This is a genomic window from Deinococcus cellulosilyticus NBRC 106333 = KACC 11606 (assembly GCF_007990775.1).
Classification (GTDB): Bacteria; Deinococcota; Deinococci; order Deinococcales; family Deinococcaceae; genus Deinococcus_C; species Deinococcus_C cellulosilyticus.
In genome coordinates this window covers 90,699-109,292 of the sequence record NZ_BJXB01000007.1, presented here as the reverse complement: position 1 = coordinate 109,292, position 18,594 = coordinate 90,699, and the positions used below count along the sequence as shown (strand labels likewise).

The 18,594-nt window shown below is 57.7% G+C and carries 16 protein-coding genes; 14 read left to right on the top strand and 2 right to left on the bottom strand.

The features are described 5' to 3' along the window. Positions 1-62 precede the first annotated feature (62 nt). The 8 genes from DC3_RS09485 (at position 63) to DC3_RS09450 (ending at position 8,898) form a co-directional block, all read left to right on the top strand. A complete protein-coding gene (locus DC3_RS09485; protein WP_146884117.1) occupies positions 63-410 on the top strand; it encodes a cupin domain-containing protein in 348 nt (115 codons plus the stop codon). Next, the gene (locus DC3_RS09480; RefSeq protein ID WP_146884116.1) at positions 407-1,546 is read left to right on the top strand and encodes an oligogalacturonate lyase family protein; all 1,140 of its coding nucleotides are present in this window, start codon (positions 407-409) and stop codon (positions 1,544-1,546) included. The genes DC3_RS09485 and DC3_RS09480 overlap by 4 nt, the downstream gene beginning before the upstream one ends. Positions 1,547-1,763: 217 nt before the next feature. Next, positions 1,764-3,626 (top strand): PAS domain S-box protein, encoded by a 1,863-nt coding sequence (locus DC3_RS09475; RefSeq protein ID WP_146884115.1) that lies wholly within the window; start codon positions 1,764-1,766, stop codon positions 3,624-3,626. A 127-nt stretch (positions 3,627-3,753) separates the two neighbouring features. Beyond that, the gene (locus DC3_RS09470) at positions 3,754-4,005 is read left to right on the top strand and encodes a hypothetical protein (RefSeq protein ID WP_146884114.1); all 252 of its coding nucleotides are present in this window, start codon (positions 3,754-3,756) and stop codon (positions 4,003-4,005) included. Between the two features lie 350 nt (positions 4,006-4,355). Then, a complete protein-coding gene (locus DC3_RS09465; protein ID WP_307724737.1) occupies positions 4,356-5,330 on the top strand; it encodes an ABC transporter substrate-binding protein in 975 nt (324 codons plus the stop codon). Positions 5,331-5,411: 81 nt separating this feature from the next. Continuing rightward, entirely contained in the window at positions 5,412-6,950 is a 1,539-nt protein-coding gene (locus DC3_RS09460) for a sugar ABC transporter ATP-binding protein (RefSeq protein ID WP_307724736.1), read from the top strand. Next, positions 6,937-7,935 carry an ABC transporter permease gene (locus DC3_RS09455; protein ID WP_146884113.1) on the top strand — a complete coding sequence of 333 codons (999 nt, stop codon included), beginning with the start codon at positions 6,937-6,939 and terminating at the stop codon, positions 7,933-7,935. Before DC3_RS09460 ends, DC3_RS09455 begins: the two co-directional genes overlap by 14 nt. Next, a complete protein-coding gene (locus tag DC3_RS09450; RefSeq protein WP_146884112.1) occupies positions 7,936-8,898 on the top strand; it encodes an ABC transporter permease in 963 nt (320 codons plus the stop codon). 166 nt (positions 8,899-9,064) lie between these two features. Here DC3_RS09450 and DC3_RS09445 read toward each other — a convergent pair whose 3' ends face one another. Then, positions 9,065-12,022, bottom strand: coding sequence for a glycoside hydrolase family 9 protein (locus DC3_RS09445; protein WP_146884111.1), 2,958 nt, complete (start codon positions 12,020-12,022; stop codon positions 9,065-9,067). A 15-nt stretch (positions 12,023-12,037) separates the two neighbouring features. After that, positions 12,038-12,358, bottom strand: a complete 321-nt coding sequence (locus DC3_RS09440) for a hypothetical protein (RefSeq protein WP_146884110.1) — start codon at positions 12,356-12,358, stop codon at positions 12,038-12,040. Here DC3_RS09440 and DC3_RS09435 point away from each other — a divergent pair. Genes DC3_RS09435 through DC3_RS09410 form a run of 6 tightly spaced genes read left to right on the top strand, consistent with a single transcriptional unit; the run spans position 12,357 to position 18,545 of the window. Then, positions 12,357-13,451, top strand: a complete 1,095-nt coding sequence (locus DC3_RS09435) for a respiratory nitrate reductase subunit gamma (RefSeq protein WP_146884109.1) — start codon at positions 12,357-12,359, stop codon at positions 13,449-13,451. The two genes, DC3_RS09440 and DC3_RS09435, sit on opposite strands and share 2 nt — an antisense overlap. A gap of 22 nt (positions 13,452-13,473) precedes the next feature. Next, positions 13,474-15,792, top strand: a complete 2,319-nt coding sequence (locus DC3_RS09430) for a molybdopterin oxidoreductase family protein (RefSeq protein WP_146884108.1) — start codon at positions 13,474-13,476, stop codon at positions 15,790-15,792. A gap of 22 nt (positions 15,793-15,814) precedes the next feature. Next, positions 15,815-16,477: a 4Fe-4S dicluster domain-containing protein gene (locus DC3_RS09425; RefSeq protein ID WP_146884107.1), complete on the top strand. Its 663-nt coding sequence runs from the start codon at positions 15,815-15,817 to the stop codon at positions 16,475-16,477. Further along, positions 16,474-16,986: a QcrA and Rieske domain-containing protein gene (locus DC3_RS09420; protein ID WP_146884106.1), complete on the top strand. Its 513-nt coding sequence runs from the start codon at positions 16,474-16,476 to the stop codon at positions 16,984-16,986. Before DC3_RS09425 ends, DC3_RS09420 begins: the two co-directional genes overlap by 4 nt. Next, complete coding sequence (locus DC3_RS09415; RefSeq protein WP_146884105.1) at positions 16,983-17,189, top strand: DUF6755 family protein; 207 nt, start codon at positions 16,983-16,985, stop codon at positions 17,187-17,189. Before DC3_RS09420 ends, DC3_RS09415 begins: the two co-directional genes overlap by 4 nt. A gap of 12 nt (positions 17,190-17,201) precedes the next feature. Next, entirely contained in the window at positions 17,202-18,545 is a 1,344-nt protein-coding gene (locus tag DC3_RS09410) for an MFS transporter (protein ID WP_146884104.1), read from the top strand. Positions 18,546-18,594: the final 49 nt, after the last annotated feature.

The following is an 18,594-nucleotide window of genomic DNA, read 5'->3' as shown; positions in this document are numbered from 1 at the left end:
GCCCCCTGCCCCCTGCTCCCGGCAGACCAACTTCCCCTCTTTCCCCACCCTAGGAGCCCACAATGAAACTTGGAGGAGACTGGGAGAGCGCCGAACCCGGCGTGATCCGCAAACTGGTGGCCCTCGGTGACCACATGATGGCCATGCAGGTGCGTTTTGAATCAGGTGCTGAAGGCAACCGCCACAGCCACCCCCACGAGCAACTGACCCTGGTGCTTTCTGGACGCTTCGTGTTCACGCTGGGTTCCCAGAAGCATGAGCTGCGGACAGGGGACAGCCTGCACATTCCGGGAGGCATCGAGCACGAGGCGCTGGCCCTGGAGGCTGGCGAACTGCTCGACATGTTCACCCCGGTCAGAAAGGACCTGCTGGACGAGGTGCACCTGTATGCCCTGGAAGGACGGTCATGAGGGAATTCAAGGACCCGGACACCGGGCGCACCATCCGTCAGCTGACCGACTCTGGCAACAATGTGCACCTTTATTTCACCGAAAATGCTTTTGATTCCAGCAAACCGGAGATCTACTTTCGTTCAGATCGGGATTCTGGTCATGACCTTGCCCCGCACGAAAATCCCCATTACCAGTTGTACCGCATGAATTACGAGACTGGAGAAACCGTGCGCCTGACCGACGAGGAGCAGTCGGTCACCCGGGTCACCAAAACCCCGGACAGTGAACTGGTGGTGTATCTGGCGGGAAACAAAGTGCGCAAGCTCGACACCCGCACCGGAGAAATCACCACCCTGTACGAGGAGCACGGAAATTATGGCCTGCTGGCCCCGTCCATCAGTGCCAACCGCAGGTACGTGGGGTTCTGCCGCAACGAGAAGGTCATCAAGGGGGTGGGGGCGAACTACTCGGGCTTCAAAGACGGTTTTTACCGCAGCAAGGATGGACGCATCACCTTCGCGAAGATCGATGGTTCAGGCCACTTTGATGTGAAGCAGGACACCCACTGGGTGGGGCATTTTCAGTTCAGCCCCGTGGACCCCACCCTGGCCATGTACTGCCATGAAGGCCCCTGGAACCTGGTGAACCAGCGGGTCTGGGTGCTCGATGCTGTGTCCCGTGAAGTCAGGCCCTGTTTCCGCCAGGACGCTGATGATGCCATCGGGCATGAATTCTGGACGCAGGACGGTCTGATCTTTCTGGACAACCGGGGACCGGGTCACGACGGGACGGTGACCTCGGACCGCACGCAGGCGGTGGCGCAGCATGTCGCCATCAATGAGAACAGCATGCGGCCTTTCGTGGCCCTGATGCACCCGGATGGTCAGGAAGTGCGCCGCATCGACATGCCTTTTTACTGCAACCATTACCATTCAAACCCGGACAACACCCTGCTGGTCGGGGATGATCTGGACCACCTGGTCCTGATCGACATCGCTTCAGAGGAGGCAAAACTGGAAGTGCTGCTCTCACACGGCACCTCCTGGCACACCCAGGAGAGCCACTGCCATCCGACGTTCAGCTGGGATGGAAAGCGCATCCTGTATGCCTCGGATCAGGGTGGTCGGGTTCAGCTGTACCTGGTGGAGCTGTAGAAGACCCTGCTTTGAGATGTTCGAAAACGTTTACAGGTGATGAAAGAGTCTGGTGAAGAAGCCAGACTTTTTCATTTGTGTTTTGTTCATCTTGCTGTGAGCCTTTCTTAACACAGGTTTTCAGGAAGCCGTGACAGCCCATCCCCTATCCTGACATCAAGGGGCCTCCTGCCGCACCAATTCCACCCGGAAGGGTTTCAGGCCCGGAGAGGTCACCATGCCTGATGCTTCCATTCACAACCAGATGTCCTTGTTTCGTGCCCTGATGCACCACACCACCGATGCCATCGTGCTGATGGATGCGCAGGGCCGTCTGCTGGAGCACAATGCAGTGGTGGAACAGCACCTGCAACGGTCTGGCAGGTCTGGCCTGACCCAGATGAATGTGCTTGAAATGGTTCATCCTGAAGACCACACGGTGATCCAGCAATATGGCCTGCGTCCACAGTTGCATGGAATTCCCATGCCCATGCCCCCCTTCCGTGTGCAGGATGGGGAAGGCAAATGGTTGTGGTTTGAAGGCACCACCGTCAACCTGCTGAATGATCCCCAGATCCGGGGCATCCTGCTCACCGTGCGGGATGTGAGCCACCGTGTGCTGATGGAACAGCGCACCCGGTCCCTGCTGCAACTCACCCATGCGCTTTCTTCAGTGCAGACCACCGAAGAGGTGGTGCAGGTGATGCTCATTCAGGGCATGGAGGCCATGGGCGCCAGAGCAGGCTCGGTCATGTGGACAGATGTGCCCAGAGGACAGATCGAAATTCTGGGGAGCATGGGTTATCCAGAGAACCTGGAAAAACCCTGGCGCCGTTTCCCCCTGGCTGCACCCACACCTGCAGGAGACGCCATCCGCAACGGTCATGACCTCTTTCTCAGCACCGATGACTGGGCCATCCAGTACCCCCACATGCAGCACATCGAAGGGGCAGAATCCAGCAGCCATGCCGTGCTGTCCCTTCAGGTGGAAGGCCAGACCCTGGGTGCCCTCACCCTGTCTTATGACGGCAATCAGGCTTTCAGTGAAACCGAAAGGCAATTCCTGAGGGACATGGCCCTGCGCTGTGCAGAAGCCCTGCAACGCGCCATGCTGCATTCAAGGCTGGAAGGCCAGGAAAGGCGTTACCGCAAGCTCACCGAGCACAGCCATGACATTGTGGGCATCATGGATGTGCAGGGAAACATGCAATTTGTCAGCCCCTCCATTGAGTCGATTCTGGGGTACAGCCCTGAAGACCTGAACCAGCGAAGTGCTTTTCAGGACGTGCATCCAGATGACCTTGCCACGATGGTGCAGGTTTTTCAGCAGGCCCTGATGAACCCTGGACAGATGGTTCAGGCCACCTACCGTTTCCGGCACAAAGATGGGCACTGGGTGTGGCTGGAAACCTCAGGAATGTTCTCTGATGTTGACGCCGACCTTGATGGTGTGGTGATCAACAGCAGGGATGTCACGGCCCGCATCGAGACCGAGCGCCTGATCGAACAACAGCGCACCGCCCACCTGCATGACCTGCAGGCCTCCCGTGAAGAGACCCTGAAAGCCATGGGCGTGATGCTGGAGTACCGCAATTACGAAACCAAAGGGCACACCGACCGGGTGGTGCAACTCTCCGAGCGCCTCGGGCGTGTGCTGGGATTCGATGGGGATGCACTGGATGCCCTGCGCTGGGGGGCCTACCTGCACGACACCGGGAAGATCTCCATTCCGGACCACATTCTGCTCAAACCCGCAAAGCTGGATGCAGACGAGTGGGCCATCATGAAGCGTCACACCGTGATCGGTTTTGAGCTGCTGAAAAACATCCCCACCCTGCCGCAGTTGACCCTCGATGTGGTGCTTTACCACCACGAGCGCTGGGATGGCACCGGTTACCCCGGAGCCCTGGCAGGGGACAAAATCCCCCTGGCTGCCCGTGCTTTCGCCCTGATCGACGTGTATGACGCCCTCACCGATGAGCGGCCCTACAAGCGGGCGTGGAGCAAAGCAGAGGCCCTGGCAGAGATCCTGCGCACCAGTGGGAGCCATTTTGATCCTGAACTGGCCCACATTTTTGTGGACCTGATGTCCGGGGAATGACAGAAACCAACTGGACCTGTCTCTGTTTGACTTTGCCAATGATTGGGACCCTGGAAACTGATCGAGGGTCCCTTTTTCACTCTGGAAGAACCTTCAAACAGGATCATCACCAGCAGTAAACTGAATCATGCCCATGTATTGCCGCCATTGCAAAAAAAAGGTCGAACCCGAGGTGGTTCGCAAGCAGGTCTCAGGGCTGAAAGAGAAACGCTTCACGTACAGCGAATATGATGTTTTTGGGCTTCTGGCCGACGTGGAACTTCCCATACGTTACGTGGATGAATGCCCAGAATGTGGTTGTGGAGGGCTTCTGAAACTGGACAGTGAAGAGGCCAGGAGACTCATGCGTGAGAACCCCAGTCGCTGGTGGCCTTTTTGAACAGTGAAATCAACCTTCATTGAGGATGTCCTGTCTTTGCGAGCCCATTCAACAGACAAAAGCCTGATCCAGCATGTGAGCGCTCATCCCTTATTTAGACCTCCATGCATACAGCATTTTGACTTCCAGCATGGACAAAGTCATCAACGGACCCACCCCTGGTCTCGTGTCCAGTACAGGGGATTCTTTGTAACAGACTTGACACATTATTGTGATCCGTGCTTTACTGCATTTATCGAAGGCTGTACCCACAATTTTGAGAACGCTCACATCATGTGCGGCTGAGTTGTCTTTCAGGGCTTTGCAGGTCCGAATGACAGCATCGAAATCATGCTTCAAAGGAGCTTGTTATGAAAATGAAGTCTTTTGTGCTGGGCTTTTCCGTGTTAGCGATCACATCCTCTCTGGTGACTGCAGGGGCCCAGGAGCTCCCCAAACTCGCCGTCAAAGACAAATACCGCATTGGCTTCTCCCAGACGGAATCGGACAACCCGTGGCGTCTGGCCTTCAGCAAGAGCATGCAGGATGAAGCCAAGCGCCTGGGCTGGACCCTGGTGGAAACCAACGCGGGCGGCTCTGCAGCCAAACAGGTGGCAGATGTGAGGTCCCTGATTGCCCAGCGGGTGGACGCCATCTTCATCTCACCCAGAGAGGAAAAACCCCTGGCTCCAGTGGTGCTCGAAGCCAAAAAAGCAGGCATCCCGGTGATCATCATTGACCGCAATGTCGATGACTCCATTGCCAAAGCAGGACGGGACTACATCACCTTCATCGGGTCTGACTTTGTCGAGGAAGGCAAACGGGCCGCAGAATGGCTGGTCAAGGCGACCAAACAGAACGCCAAGATCATCGAGCTCGAAGGAAGCACTGGCTCCTCCCCGGCCAACGACCGCAAAAACGGCTTTCACACCTACATCAAAAAATTCCCTGGCATGCAGGTGATTGCTGCCCAGACCGGGAACTTCACCCGCGATGAGGGCCGCAAAGTGATGGAAACCCTGCTGCAGGCCCACCCGGAAGTGACCGCCGTTTTTGCCCACAACGACGAAATGGCGATTGGGGCCATCACTGCCCTGGAAGCTGCAGGCAGAAAACCCGGCAAAGACGTGATCATCGTGTCCATCGACGGGCAGAAAGAAGCCCTGAACCTGATCCTGCAAGGGAAACTCGGGGCAACGGTGGAATGCAATCCCCGCTTCGGTGTGAAAGCCTTCCAGACCCTCAAAGACTTTGCTGCGGGCAAGAAGATCCCTCTGAAGGTCATCAACCCCGACAAGTTCTACGACAAGAACAACGCCAAGAAGTACCTCGCAGACGCGTACTGAACCTTTTTTCCTCCAACACCCAACCCATGCACTCACCTGCTGAAAGGCAGGTGGGTGTGTGCCCAGAAAGGGGTGAATGCAGTGACCCAACAGGAAGCCGTGCTGCTCAGCATGGAAGGCATCACCAAAACATTCACGGGCACCCGCGCCCTCAGTGAAGCGTCCCTGCAGGTGCGTGCTGGAGAGGTGCACGCCCTGATCGGGCAGAACGGTGCAGGCAAATCAACCCTCCTCAAAGTCCTCACCGGAGCCTACCGCAAAGACCGGGGAAGAATCCTCTTTGATGGGCAGGAGGTGCATTTCCGTTCTCCCCTCGAAGCCCAGCAAGGGGGCATAGCCACCATCTACCAGGAAGTGAACCTGGTGCAGGAGCGCAGTGTCAGCGAGAACATCCTGCTGGGTCGTGAACCCCGACGCTTTGGTTTCATTGACTGGAAAGAGATGCACCGCCAGGCCGAAGACATTGTGCGCTCAATGGGCCTGAAGTTGAATGTCCGGGAGGAACTCGGGAACTTCCCCATTGCCACACAACAGATGGTGGCGATTGCCCGCGCCATCTCCCAGAAGGCAAAACTGGTGGTGATGGACGAACCGACCAGTTCGCTGGATGAATCCGAAGTGGAAACCCTGTTTGATGTCATTCGCAAACTGAAAAGTGAAAATGTCGCCGTGATTTTTGTGTCGCATTATCTGGATGAGCTCTACGCCATTTCAGACCAGATCACGGTGATGAGAGATGGCCGCACTGTGCATACAGGGCCGATCCACAAACTGGGCAAATTTGAACTGGTCGCCAAAATGCTCGGGCGTGAACTGGATGAGGTGGAAAGGGAAGGCCGCACCGGATTCCACAAAAAACCCTACACCGCTGGACCGGACGTGCTGCAGGTGCAGGGCCTCAGGCAGGGACTGCGCCTGAAAGACATCAGCCTGAAGGTGAGGCAGGGCGAAATCGTGGGTCTGGCCGGACTGCTGGGCTCTGGACGCACCGAAACCGCCCGTGCCCTGTTCGGGGCCGAACGAAAAGACTCTGGTCAATTTCAGTGGAAAAACCAGCCTGTGGAGTTCAGATCTCCCGGTGAAACCATCCGCCTGGGGATGGGGTACTGCAGTGAGGACCGCAAACATGAGGGCATCATTCCGCACCTATCGGTGAGGGAAAACCTCACCCTGGCCCTGCTCCCCCGCATTTCCAGAGCCGGCATCATCGACAGCAGACAGCAGGAGCAGGTGGTGGACAGGTTCATCTCCAGGCTGGGCATCAAGTGCTCCTCTCCCGAGCAACCCATCCGCGAACTCTCTGGAGGGAACCAGCAGAAAGTGCTGCTGGCCCGCTGGCTTTGCATGAATCCCGATCTGCTGATTCTGGATGAACCCACCCGTGGGATCGATGTGGGAGCGAAAGCCGAAATCCAGCAGCTCATCAGCGAACTGGCCGAAGACGGCCTGGGTGTCCTGATGATCTCTTCAGAACTTGAGGAACTCACCGAGGGCTGCCACCGGGTGGTGGTTCTGCGGGAAGGGGAGACCGCCGCAGAACTCGAAGGCCGCAGCCTGTCAGAGCAGCAGATCATGCATGCCATGGCGGGCACGGAAGGAGCACAGCATGCTGGGCAGTAACACCATGAAACCCAAAAACAACCGCCCGAAAAACCGCCTGGACTGGCAGCAGGTTCTGCAGCAATACGGTGGGGTGATCACCCTGCTGGTGCTGTTCGTGTTCAATGCGATCTTTACGCCGCATTTTCTGTCGATGCAGACCCTGAACATCAACTTGACGCAGGTGGCGACCATCGTGATTGTGGGGGTGGGCATGACCCTGGTCATTGCCACCGGAGGCATTGACCTCTCGGTCGGGTCCCTCATGGCGATCAGTGGTGCGCTGGCTCCCATCATCTTCATGCATCCTGCCCTGGGTGGGTCGGCAGCAGCCAACCTGATGGCGATGGTCTTTCCGGTGCTGCTGGCAGGCCTCTTCGGGATGTTCAATGGGATGCTGGTCACCCGTTTCCAGATCCAGCCGATCATTGCCACTCTGGTTCTTTTCATTGCCGGGCGCGGCATTGCCCAGGTGATGAGTGGGGGCAACCTGCAGACCTTCACCAACCCTGGATTCACGGTGCTGGGGCAGGGCAAACTGCTGGGCCTCCCCATCCAGGTGTACCTGATGGTGCTGGTGGTGGTGCTTGCAGCATACCTGCTCAAATCCACCGTTTTCGGGCGTCAGGTGCTCTCGGTGGGTGGAAATGCCCGTGCTGCAGAGCTCGCAGGCATTCCGGTCTCAAAAGTGAAACTGATGGTCTACACCCTCAGTGGACTGCTGGCCGGACTTGCTGGCCTGATTGTCATTGCCGTGAACTCCAGCAGTGACGCCAACCAGGTGGGGCAGAACATGGAACTGGACGCCATTGCAGCGGTTGCGGTGGGGGGCACCTTGCTGGAAGGTGGAAAAGCCACCATCATCGGAACGCTGATTGGGGCACTCATCATCCAGCTCATCCGCTACACCCTGCTGGCCCAGGGGGTGCCCGATGCGGTGGCCCTGGTGGTCAAGGGCCTGATCATTGTGGGCGCAGTGGCCCTGCAGAAAGAAAGGAGGGGCTGAATGCAGAACCTGCTGAGACAACACGGTGCCCTGGTGGCCCTGGTGCTGCTGCTCCTGTTTGCAGGACTGCGTTACCAGGGGTTCCTCGGGGAATACAACCTGGAGAGTTTCCTGCGCTACAACGCCATGTTTGGCCTGATTGCACTGGGCATGACCTTCGTGATCATCACTGGAGGAATTGACCTCTCGGTGGGTTCCATGGCTGCATTTGCCAGCGTGATCGCGGCCCTGGTCAGCCCACATGGGGTGTGGCTGGCCCTGCTGGTCCCGGTGCTGCTCTGCGCCGCTCTGGGATTCCTGAATGGATTTGTGATCTCCCGTTTCAAAGTGATGCCTTTCGTGGTGACGCTCGGGATGTTCCTGATCGCAAGGGGTCTTGCCCTGATTGCCTCCGGGAAGCAGACCGTGCTGGTGAACACCGAAGGTGGGGTGGGGAACCTCGGACAGGGGGATTTTCTGGGGCTCCCGATTCCAGCCTGGATGCTGCTCGTGCTGTTTGCCGTGGGGGCGCTCTTTCTGGCAAAAGCCCCTTATGGCCGTTATGCCCTGACCATCGGAGGCAACGAGGAAGCCGCCAGACTGATGGGAATTCCCGTCGAGAAAGTGAAACTGCTGGTCTACACCCTCTCCGGTGCTCTTGCGGGACTTGCAGGAGTGATCCTGGCTTCCCAGTTCAGTGCAGGTCAACCCACCGAAGGGGTCGGCTGGGAACTCACCGCCATTGCCTCTGTGGTGGTGGGAGGAACGCTGCTGACGGGGGGTCGGGGGAGTGTCCTCAACACTCTGGTGGGAGTGATTCTGCTGGGCATGATCTTCACGGTCCTGAATTTCGAGAACGGCCTCGGGCACATCAACATCAACTCCTACTGGCAGACCGTCATTCGCGGGCTCTTCCTGCTGGCGGTGGTCCTGCTGCAAAGCCCTGCCTTCAGAGGGCGGCTCAGGATCAGGCCAGGGACCTGAGACAGAAGAAAGGGAGCGGCAACCGCTCCCTTTCTCTTTGAGGTCTTTACACATTTGTCCTTGATCTGGGTAAACACTCAAAATCTCGCTGTGAACTGTCTACTGTGAACTGTCTACTGTAAACTTCTCAGAACTGCATATCCCTCAGTGCCCTCTGGCAAACACTTTATTTCGCAGGTTGCTTGCCGTAGACCAGCACGCCTTTCTCGAAGAAGGGCACGTTCTCGTTGGGTTTCTCCTCTGAGCCCATCACACTGGTGACGCCCGCGTAGGAGGGATCATTGGTGGGGTCCCAGGAGCCTGCTGGAGCGTTGATGGAATCCGCCAGACCAATGCGGAACTGCACTTCTTTGCGGAAATACTGCTGCCCGCCAGGGTAGATGGTGCCGGGGACCGTCACATCCACGAAGTAAATGTTCTGGGTGCTGTTCCAGAGCTGCAGGCCGGATGCTGTCCCTCCGCGGATGGTGACCACGTAATCCGACAGCTTGAATCCTCTGGCAAAACCTTCCGAGAGGTTCACGAAGTAACGGAAGGACACATTGCTGGTCGGGCAGGCAGGCCAGGCGGACTTGTTGGTGGCCCACCCTGCGATCTCGGTGAATCTGTCTCCCGAGGCGTTCAGTTTGGTGCCCACAAAGAATTCCGGGCCATCGGGTTGTTCCACGGCAGGGAAGTTTGCCAGGGACTGCCCGCCGAATTCCTGGGCCATGCGGGCCAGGGCTCCGGTGAAACCTGCGTTGTAATCGGTGGCCACCTCATTGGTGATGTAATTGCCCCGGTCATCGGTGTAATTGCCGCTGGAGTCCGGTCCACCGACCAGGGCTCCGGTGAGGGTGTGTCGGCTCTGTGCAGGTGGTCCTTGCAGGTTGTCGGCCCAGGTGCCGTGTGCACCCCGGTGGTGCGGATTTTTCGGGGGGTTCACGCCAAACCCGACCACGTAGGAACGGCTGTTGGGGTTGTCTCCAAGCATGTAATTGATCTGGTCGATGGCGAAATTCTTGTAGCGGGCTTTCTTTGTGGCATCCGAAATGCTGTCGCTGTAGATCATGGCGACCATGGCAGTGTTGGCCGCGTAGCGCAGGGAACCCCATTGGTCAAGCCACGCGAGTTTGCCCACGTACCTGATCTTCTCGCCATTGAAGCCCACGGTCCAGTAGTCCAGCCAGCGCTCTGCATCCGCCTGGTAGATGGGGTCTCTGGTGAGCTGGTACATCAGGACGTAGCTTCCGTAAGTTTTGTCGTCCCAGCCGTGCGTCCACTTGTAGGGGCGGTAACTGGTCTGGCCTTCTTTTCCGAGGTTGTTGTACTCTGTTTTTGCCTTGTTCAGGTAGGTGGTGTCTCCGGTGGCCCGGTAGAGCCATGCTGCGCCCCACACCAGTTCATCCTGATAACCGCTCCAGGAGTTGTAATACCCGGAGGCGTCAGTGATCGAACTGCTGTACTTGCCCCGGTACTGGTCAGCAAAGGCATACAGCTGTTTCGCGTGGTTCAAAAGGGTGGCGGCGTAGGTGGGGTCACTGTCCTTGAAGACCATGCTTCCCGCAGCGAGGGCCGCAGCAGTTTCGCCTGCCAGATCCGATCCCGGTTTGCTCTCGTCAATGTAATAGGTGGGCCGCTGTCCGGCCTGCCGGGTGTCCAGGGTTTCCGGGGCGGCCCAGTAGGCGTGGTCGATGCTGCCGTTCCCCACCTGCCCGGCCAGTTTGCTGGGGGCCACATGTGCCTGCAGGAAGTAATCCATCACGAAACGCAGGTTGTTTTTGATGTGTCCACTCTGGCCCACTTTCTCATACCCGGCCTTGAAGTCAATGGCACTCCAGGCGAGCAGTGTGGCACTCGCGGCCATCGGGAAGCCAAATTTCACATGGTCTCCCGCGTCGTACCAGCCTCCGGTGATGGCGTCTTGCATGCTGCTGTCCGAACGCCAGGACACCCGGTTCCATGTGGGCAGAGGCCCTGCCTGCTGGGCTTCATAAAAGAGGATGGCTTTCTGCAGGGCCTCACCGTAATTGAATTTCCCTGTGGAGGGGGTGCCCACCGAGGGCCCAGTGAAGACCTTGCTGAGAGGGAACCTTGCGCAGGGGTTCTGGCCGACCACCGGCTGCGGATCGGTGGCGAGGGTGCTTGCCGTCAGGACCGTGCTGAACGCCGAGGCATTGCCTGCAGCGTCCAGGGCACGCACCTTGAAACTGTAAGCGGTGTTTTTTGTGAGCCCTGTGACCTGATAACTGAGGGTGCTGCCACCGACGGTTCCAGCGAGCACATTGTTGAGGTACACCTCGTATTTGCTCACGCCCACATTGTCCGTGGAGGCATTCCAGGCCACGGTCAGGGTCGTGGTGGTGGCGTCGGTGGCCCTCAGGCTGGAAGGCACGGTGGGGGCCGTGGTGTCCACCGGGGCTTTGGTGGTGGTGAAGGTCACGGTGTTGCTGTAGGGAGAGGCGTTTCCGGCAGCGTCCACTGCACGGAGTTTCAGGGTGTAGGCCGTTTCAGGGGTGAGTCCGGTGAGTTTGCTGGTGGTGAGGTTCCCGGCCACCGAGGTGAGCAAAGTGTTGCCCCTGTAGACCTCGTACTTTGCCACACCCACATTGTCCGTGGAGGCCGTCCAGGTCAGGGTGGCACTGTCGTGGGTCACAGCACCCGAGGTCAGGGTTCCGGGTGTGGTTGGAGGGGTGCTGTCCACAGGCCCGATGGGTTTGCCGTTCACCTCGGACACAGAGGCCACAGCTCCGGTGAAAGACCCGTTTGCGGTGAACCCGAGTTCATAGGTGCCCCCAGCCCCCACCGGACTGTACAGCAGGTAATCCGGCGAGGTGGCGGTGTAATACCCCTGGGCATCGGGACCTGTGATGGTCCCGTTCCACACCGAGCCCAGCGTCACTGCAGAATTCAGCTTGAACTTGATCTTGAAGGACTTTGCGGCCTCACCCGAAACGTTGGTGAAACGAACGAAAGCCTGATAACCCCCCTGCCAGGTGTTGGTGGTGCCCACCTGGGCAGTGTAGAGGTCGGCCTGACGGAGAACCTGATGGGTGGCGTTCTGGACTTCTGTGCTGTTGCAGGCCACCAGCCCGAGGCTGAGCAGGGCGGTGAGGCCCAGAGACAGGGTGCGGATCTTGGACATGTGCTCCTCGTTGAGTCAAGAGAAAAACCCACCCCAGCCGCCGTCTGGGGTTCCGGATGCAAGTGAAGATGCTGAACGTCTTTCATGGTATGGAACGGATCTGAAATGATCTGAAATGGCCTGTGAAATGCTGGAAGCTGTAATGTGCATTTCCTTTGCATGAATAAAACCTGAGTTCTGCCTTAAACCCAGCTCAAGGTGAAACTGCTGCAACTGTAATTGATCTCCATGTGTCACCCAGAGCACAAAGTCAAGATCAGATGAACCCCAACCGTATCCCAGAGCACCCTCTGGGAAAGCCCTGGATTTTTGATCTTGATTTCTGGAGGAGAGCATGCAGACCACCCCCATTCAGGTGCAGGACTCCATCACCGTTCCCCTGATGGATGTCACGCTGGACCGACGTGGCGTCGTTGCTGGAGTGATTTTCTCGGTTGTGCTGCTGGTGCTGGTGTATTTTGGTTCAAACCAGCTCCGCAACTTCGATGGTGCCCTCGCCGGGTACTGCTTCTGCACAGTTTTTGCCCTGTTCGGCATCGTCTACCGTTATGCTGTGTGGCTTCAGCGGCCTGCAACCCAGCAGTACTGGAAACGCGGATGGGAACTGTTCTGGAAGAAGGGTCACCGCCTGCAAAACACCGGGCGTTTCTTTGCCCTGGCCTGGGAGAAACTGCTGGAACAGCGTTTCATTCGCAGAAGGTCAAAAGAACGCTGGCTGGCCCACCAGCTCATTTTCTGGGGATGCGTCCTGGCGATTCTGGTGACCTTCCCCCTTTCTTTTGGCTGGCTGCACTTCGCAAGCCTTCCTGAGAGGCCCGATCACTACTACATGGTTTTGTTCGGGATGGACCTGACCTTCACCGCCTTTGCGGCCCGCAGTTTCATCGGCTGGATTTACTTTCACATGCTCAACATCGCCGCTGTGCTGTGCATTGCTGGAGTCATTCTGGCGGTGGGTCGCCGCATGCGGGATGAGGCCGAAATCACCACCCAGCGTTTCGACAACGACATGATTCCCTTGATCCTGCTGTTCGCAGTCAGCGTGACCGGCATGATGCTGACGGTCTCCAACATGTTCATGGAGGGAAAGTTTTACTACTGGATCACCACCACCCACGCCGTGACCGTGATGCTGTGGCTGTTGTACCTCCCTTTCGGCAAGTTCTTCCACATCTTCCAGCGCATTGCCAACGTTGGCGTGTGGTTCTACAAGGCTGCCGGGGAAGCTGGAGAAAAAGGCAAATGTGCCCGTTGTGGTGAGGAATACATCAGCCTGATGCAGCAAAACGACCTCAAGGAAATCCTGCCCCCTCTGGGTTTCAATTATCAGCATGAACAGGCCGAGAACTGGCAGAACCTGTGCCCGTCCTGCCGCAGAAAACTGATGACCCTCAATCAATTCCGGGTGACCGGACGCGAATTCATGTGACCTGAAAGAGAGGACCTTCCCCATGTCTGACCTTCCCCTGTCCCGACAAGAGTTGCTGGAGCAATTCGGTCCCACCCTCCGTTACCGCCCCCCGGGAGGCTTCGACCAGCAGGACGATTACGAAAAACTGGTTCCCACCCACTGCTGTTTCTGCGGGCAGCAGTGTGGCATCCACCTGAAAGTCAAGGACAATGCTGTGGTGGGCTTTGAACCCCGCACCGATTTTCCCTTCAACAAAGGCAAACTCTGCCCCAAAGGGGTGAAACGCTACCTGCAAGGTTCCCACCCGGACCGCCTGCTGCATCCCATGAAGCGCACCGAAAAAGGTTTTGTCAGGATCAGCTGGGACCAGGCCCTGGAAGAAACTGTAAGCAAAATCCGGGAGATTCAGGACAGGTACGGCAGAGACAGCTTTGCGATGCTTTCAGGTGTGAGCCTCAACAACGAAAAAAGCTACCTGGTTGGCAAATTTGCCCGCCTTGCCCTGCAGACCGCCAATCTGGACTACAACGGCAGGCTTTGCATGGTGAGCGCTGGAGCGGCCAACAAGAAAGCTTACGGCATTGACCGGGCTTCAAGTTCCTGGGAGGACATTGCAAAAGCCAAAGTGATCTTCGTGATCGGCACCAACATCGCCGAGTGCTTCCCGATCACCACCGATTACATCTGGCGGGCCAGAGACAACGGAGCAAAGCTGATCTACGCCGATCCGCGCATGGTCCCGATGGCTCGCACGGCAGACCTTTACCTGCCCCTGAGACCCGGCAGTGACAGTGCGCTCTTGATGGCGATGCTGCATGTGATCATCAGAGATGGCCTCACCGACCAGAAATTCATTTCAGAGCACACCGTGGATTTCGAAAAGGCAGCAGCGGAGGTCAAAGACGCCACCCCCGAGTGGGCCGCAAAAATCACCGGGGTCCCGGCAGAGCAGATCGAGAAAGCCGCCCGGTGGTACGGCGAGGCCGAAACCGGCATGATCCTGCATGCCAGAGGACTGGAGCATCAGGTGAACGGGGTGAAGAACGTGCTCTGCTGTGCCAACCTCGCACTGGCAACGGGAAAAATTGGTCGGGAAGGCTGCGGTCACAGCACCATCACCGGACAGGGCAACGGTCAGGGCGGCCGGGAGCACGGCCACAAGTGTGACCAGCTCCCCGGAGCCCGCGACATCGAAAACCCTGAGCACCGCGCGTACATCGCAAAAGTCTGGGGCTGCGATGAAAGTGAAATTCCCAGAAAAGGCCTCTCTGCGCAGGAAATCATGAATGAAATCCACGCCGGGAACATCAAAGGGCTGCTCTCGATCTGCTTCAATCCGCTGGTCAGCCTCCCTGATGCCAACTTCACCCGTGAAGCGCTGGGCAAACTGGAGCACTACACCGTGATTGATTTCTTCCTCTCCGAAACCGCCCAGCACGCCGACATCGTGCTTCCAGGCAGCCTCCACGAGGAAGACGAGGGCACCAACACCAGTTGTGAGGGGCGGGTCATCAAGATCAATCAGGCCATTGACCCCCCAGGAGAAGCATGGCAGGATTGGCGCATTTTGCTGGACATCGCAGAACGTCTGGGCAGAGGAAAATACTTCAGGTACCAGAACGCCCAGGAGATTTTCAACGAGTTGCGCCTCGCCTCCAGAGGGGGAACTGCAGATTACTCCGGCATCACCTGGGAGCGGGTGGAAAGGGAAAATGGGGTGTTCTGGCCGTGTCCGCAGGTCAGCGAGAAAGGCAAGGAGACCCTGGACGCCTCTGAACTGGACAGCCTGCACCCCGGCATTCCCAGGCTCTTTGAAGGGGGACAGTTCTACCACATGGACAAAAAGGCCCGATTCACGCCCACCCAATGGAGTGAGTCGGCAGAAGTGGTGGACAGTGAATACCCGGTGTGGCTCACCACCGGACGGGTGATCAGCCAGTACCTTTCTGGCACCCAGACCCGCAGAATCGGACCTCTGGTGGACCAGTACCCCCATCCCAGAATCGAGATGCACACCCGCATGGCCCGGCAACTCGGGATTGCCGAAAAAGAATGGGTGACGCTGGAAACCAGGCGGGGCAAAATCACCTTGAGGTCCATGGTGGTCAACACCATCCGCCCCGACACGGTGTTCGTGCCGTACCACTGGGCCGGCAAGCAGAGCATCAACATGCTCACGCAGCGTGCCCTGGACCCCACCAGCAAGATTCCCGAATTCAAGGTGAGTGCCTGCAAGGTGCGCAAAGCCACCGAAGACGAAATCCGGGAGGCCGTGGAGGCCGAAAGCTGGACCAGCCACATTGAAAGATTGCCGGAGCGTTACGGCCTCGATGACCGCAGAAGCGAACTGACCCGCTGATGCCGGGCAAGGAGTGTTGCCAATGACTTTGAGAAATGCCATTGACCAGCGTTTTTTTGTTGATCCCATCCGTTGCATCGGGTGCAAGAGCTGCATGCAGGCCTGCAGCGAATGCGCCACCCACCGTGGGAAACCCATGATCCACCTGGAATTCGTGGAACGGGGTTTTTCCACCCAGACGGTCCCGATGGTCTGCATGCACTGTGAGAATCCCACCTGCGCCAAAGTCTGCCCTGCAGATGCCATCAAGCGCACCGAAGACCAGATTGTGCAGTCTTCCCTGAAAGAGCGCTGCATTGGCTGCAAGAACTGCGTGCTGGCCTGCCCTTTCGGGGTGCCCCGCTACTACCCGGAAATTGACCAGATGCTCAAGTGCGACATGTGCTATGACCGCACCTCGGTGGGCTTGAAACCCATGTGCGCCACCGTGTGCCCCAGTGAGGCCCTCTTTTATGGAACTCTGGAGGAATTCGAGTCCAGACGCAAAGGCCGCCCGGTGAACTCCTTTCAGTTCGGAGAGCAGGAGATCACCACCCGGGTGTTTCTGGTGCTGCCTGAAGAAGAGGTGTCTTTGCGCATGGATGTGATTGCCCACATGGATGCCCGCTTTGACAGTGACGCTTTTGACCACATCGATCCTTTCGGGCACCTGGAGCCCCTTCCCATGCAAGGGGGCGGGGTGTGAAAGACGACTGGAACAACGAAAAAGCCCAACCCCACTGGAAGACCGATTTCTCGGTGGACTGGGACCAGACCAGTTACATCACCAGACGTGAATTCACCCGATTCCTCACCTTGTCCAGTGCGGCACTGGGAGTGGGAACCACCCTGATTGCTGTGGCCGGGATGGGAAAGCGCCCCCAGGAGCACCATGTCCGCAAGGAACTTGGGTCGGTGGACCAGATCAAGCATGGGAGTCAGATGGCTTTCAAATACCCGGATGATGGTTTGCCTGCGTTGCTGGTCCGGCACGAGGACGGGAGTTTCAGTGCCTTTTCCCAGAAGTGCCCGCACCTGGGTTGCCATGTTTTTTATGAAGAGCACAGCAAGAAGCTGGAATGCCCGTGCCATGAGGGCTTCTTTGATGCAAAAACCGGAGAGGTGCTTGCAGGGCCTCCCCAGCGTGGCCTTTCCAGAATTGACCTGGAAGTTCAGGATGGCAAAATCTACGCCATTGGTGGAGGTGGGGAATGAGGGGGCGCAGCCAGCAGAAAGGGGTGATGCTGGACCTTGCCCTGTCTTTCATTCTGGTGCTGTGGTCGATTCAGCTTTTCCTCCTGATCACCGCTCTCGATGCTTACCTGGGGGGGGACACCGACATCCTGTGGCCGCTTGCCCTTTCATCTCTGGTGCTGGCTTTCATCAATGTGAAACTGGTCAGCATGGTGCGCCAGTAGAAAGGAGGAGCCATGCAGACCACCAACCGAAACCCCAGCACCTATCTGCAGTCCTGGACGCCTGAAGATCCGCAGTTCTGGGAGGGCGAAGGCAAATCCAGGGCGTGGCGCACCCTGTGGATCACCACCTTCAATCTGGTGCTCGCCTTTGCCACCTGGTTCATGGTGTCGGCCATCGTGACCCGCTTGCAGGGGGTTGGATTCAACCTGACCACCGAACAACTGTTCTGGCTCACCGCCATGCCTGGCCTTGCTGCGGGCACCCTGCGCATTGTGCACACCTTCATGATTCCCCGTTTCGGTTCAAGGCACACCATCACCTGGGCAACCCTGAGCCTGCTCATTCCGGTGCTGGGCTGGGGCATTGCCGTGCAGGACCCCGGAACGCCATATTGGGTGCTGCTGTTGCTGTCCTTCCTGGCGGGTCTGGGTGGAGGCAATTTTTCGAGTTTCATGCCCTCCACCACCCTGTTTTTTCCCAAAAGGCTGCAGGGGACAGCGCTGGGCATTCAGGCCGGGATTGGCAACTTCGGGGTATCGCTGGCCCAGTTCCTGACCCCCTGGGTGGTCGGGGTGAACCTGTTCTGGTTTGCCCCTGGAGGATACCAGAACTGGACTTTTGCCCGGAAAACCGAGACGATCTGGCTGCAGAATGCCGCCTGGGTCTACATTCCTTTCATTGTGTTCGGTGCACTGCTCGCCTGGATGCTGATTCGCAGCGTGCCCCTGAAAGCTGGAGCCTCGCAGCTTTTCACCATCTTCAAGGAGAAACACACCTGGGTGATGACCAGCATCTACCTGATGACCTTCGGGGTGTTTTCGGGCCTGTCGAGCGCTTTTCCCCTGATGATCAAAACCCTTTATGGTGGTTTTGAGAACCCTCCCCTTCCTCTTGCGTATGCTTTTTACGGTCCCCTGATTGGCAGTGCAGTGCGGGTGATTTTTGGGATGATTGCAGACAGAACAGGTGGGGCCATCCTCACCACCATTTCGGGAACAGGGATGCTGGCCAGTGCAATTTTCACCAGTTTCTACGTGACCCCTGAGAGCATGGCAGAATTCCCTTATTTTGTGGGTGGCATGCTGGCCATTTTCTTCTTCTCCGGGATTGGCAATGCCTCCACGTTCCGCCAGATGCCCGTCATCTTTCCTCCCACTCAGGCTGCAGGGGTGATCGGGTGGACGGCTGCCATTGCTGCATATGGACCTTTCATTGTCTCCATGCTGATCAACCTCTCCAACAGCCTCTCAGGAAGCCCGGTGGCGTTTTTTTACCTGATGTCGTTGTTTTTCGTCATCAACATCTTTTTCAACTGGTATTTTTATGGTCGCAGGGGGGCCGAGCGTCCCAGTTGACTGCTGCTGGAAGTGCAACAGAGTCACCTGCCTTTTCTGGCAGGTGACT

Excerpts from the sequence above, each read along its gene's own strand:
- DC3_RS09430 (WP_146884108.1), top strand. The coding sequence starts at position 13,474 with ATGTCTGACCTTCCCCTGTCCCGACAAGAGTTGCTGGAGCAATTCGGT.
- DC3_RS09415 (WP_146884105.1), top strand. The coding sequence starts at position 16,983 with ATGAGGGGGCGCAGCCAGCAGAAAGGGGTGATGCTGGACCTTGCCCTG.
- DC3_RS09440 (WP_146884110.1), bottom strand. The coding sequence starts at position 12,358 with ATGCTCTCCTCCAGAAATCAAGATCAAAAATCCAGGGCTTTCCCAGAG.
- DC3_RS09480 (WP_146884116.1), top strand. The coding sequence starts at position 407 with ATGAGGGAATTCAAGGACCCGGACACCGGGCGCACCATCCGTCAGCTG.
- DC3_RS09470 (WP_146884114.1), top strand. The coding sequence starts at position 3,754 with ATGCCCATGTATTGCCGCCATTGCAAAAAAAAGGTCGAACCCGAGGTG.
- DC3_RS09410 (WP_146884104.1), top strand. The coding sequence starts at position 17,202 with ATGCAGACCACCAACCGAAACCCCAGCACCTATCTGCAGTCCTGGACG.
- DC3_RS09425 (WP_146884107.1), top strand. The coding sequence starts at position 15,815 with ATGACTTTGAGAAATGCCATTGACCAGCGTTTTTTTGTTGATCCCATC.
- DC3_RS09435 (WP_146884109.1), top strand. The coding sequence starts at position 12,357 with ATGCAGACCACCCCCATTCAGGTGCAGGACTCCATCACCGTTCCCCTG.
- DC3_RS09475 (WP_146884115.1), top strand. The coding sequence starts at position 1,764 with ATGCCTGATGCTTCCATTCACAACCAGATGTCCTTGTTTCGTGCCCTG.
- DC3_RS09465 (WP_307724737.1), top strand. The coding sequence starts at position 4,356 with ATGAAAATGAAGTCTTTTGTGCTGGGCTTTTCCGTGTTAGCGATCACA.
- DC3_RS09455 (WP_146884113.1), top strand. The coding sequence starts at position 6,937 with ATGCTGGGCAGTAACACCATGAAACCCAAAAACAACCGCCCGAAAAAC.
- DC3_RS09445 (WP_146884111.1), bottom strand. The coding sequence starts at position 12,022 with ATGTCCAAGATCCGCACCCTGTCTCTGGGCCTCACCGCCCTGCTCAGC.
- DC3_RS09450 (WP_146884112.1), top strand. The coding sequence starts at position 7,936 with ATGCAGAACCTGCTGAGACAACACGGTGCCCTGGTGGCCCTGGTGCTG.
- DC3_RS09485 (WP_146884117.1), top strand. The coding sequence starts at position 63 with ATGAAACTTGGAGGAGACTGGGAGAGCGCCGAACCCGGCGTGATCCGC.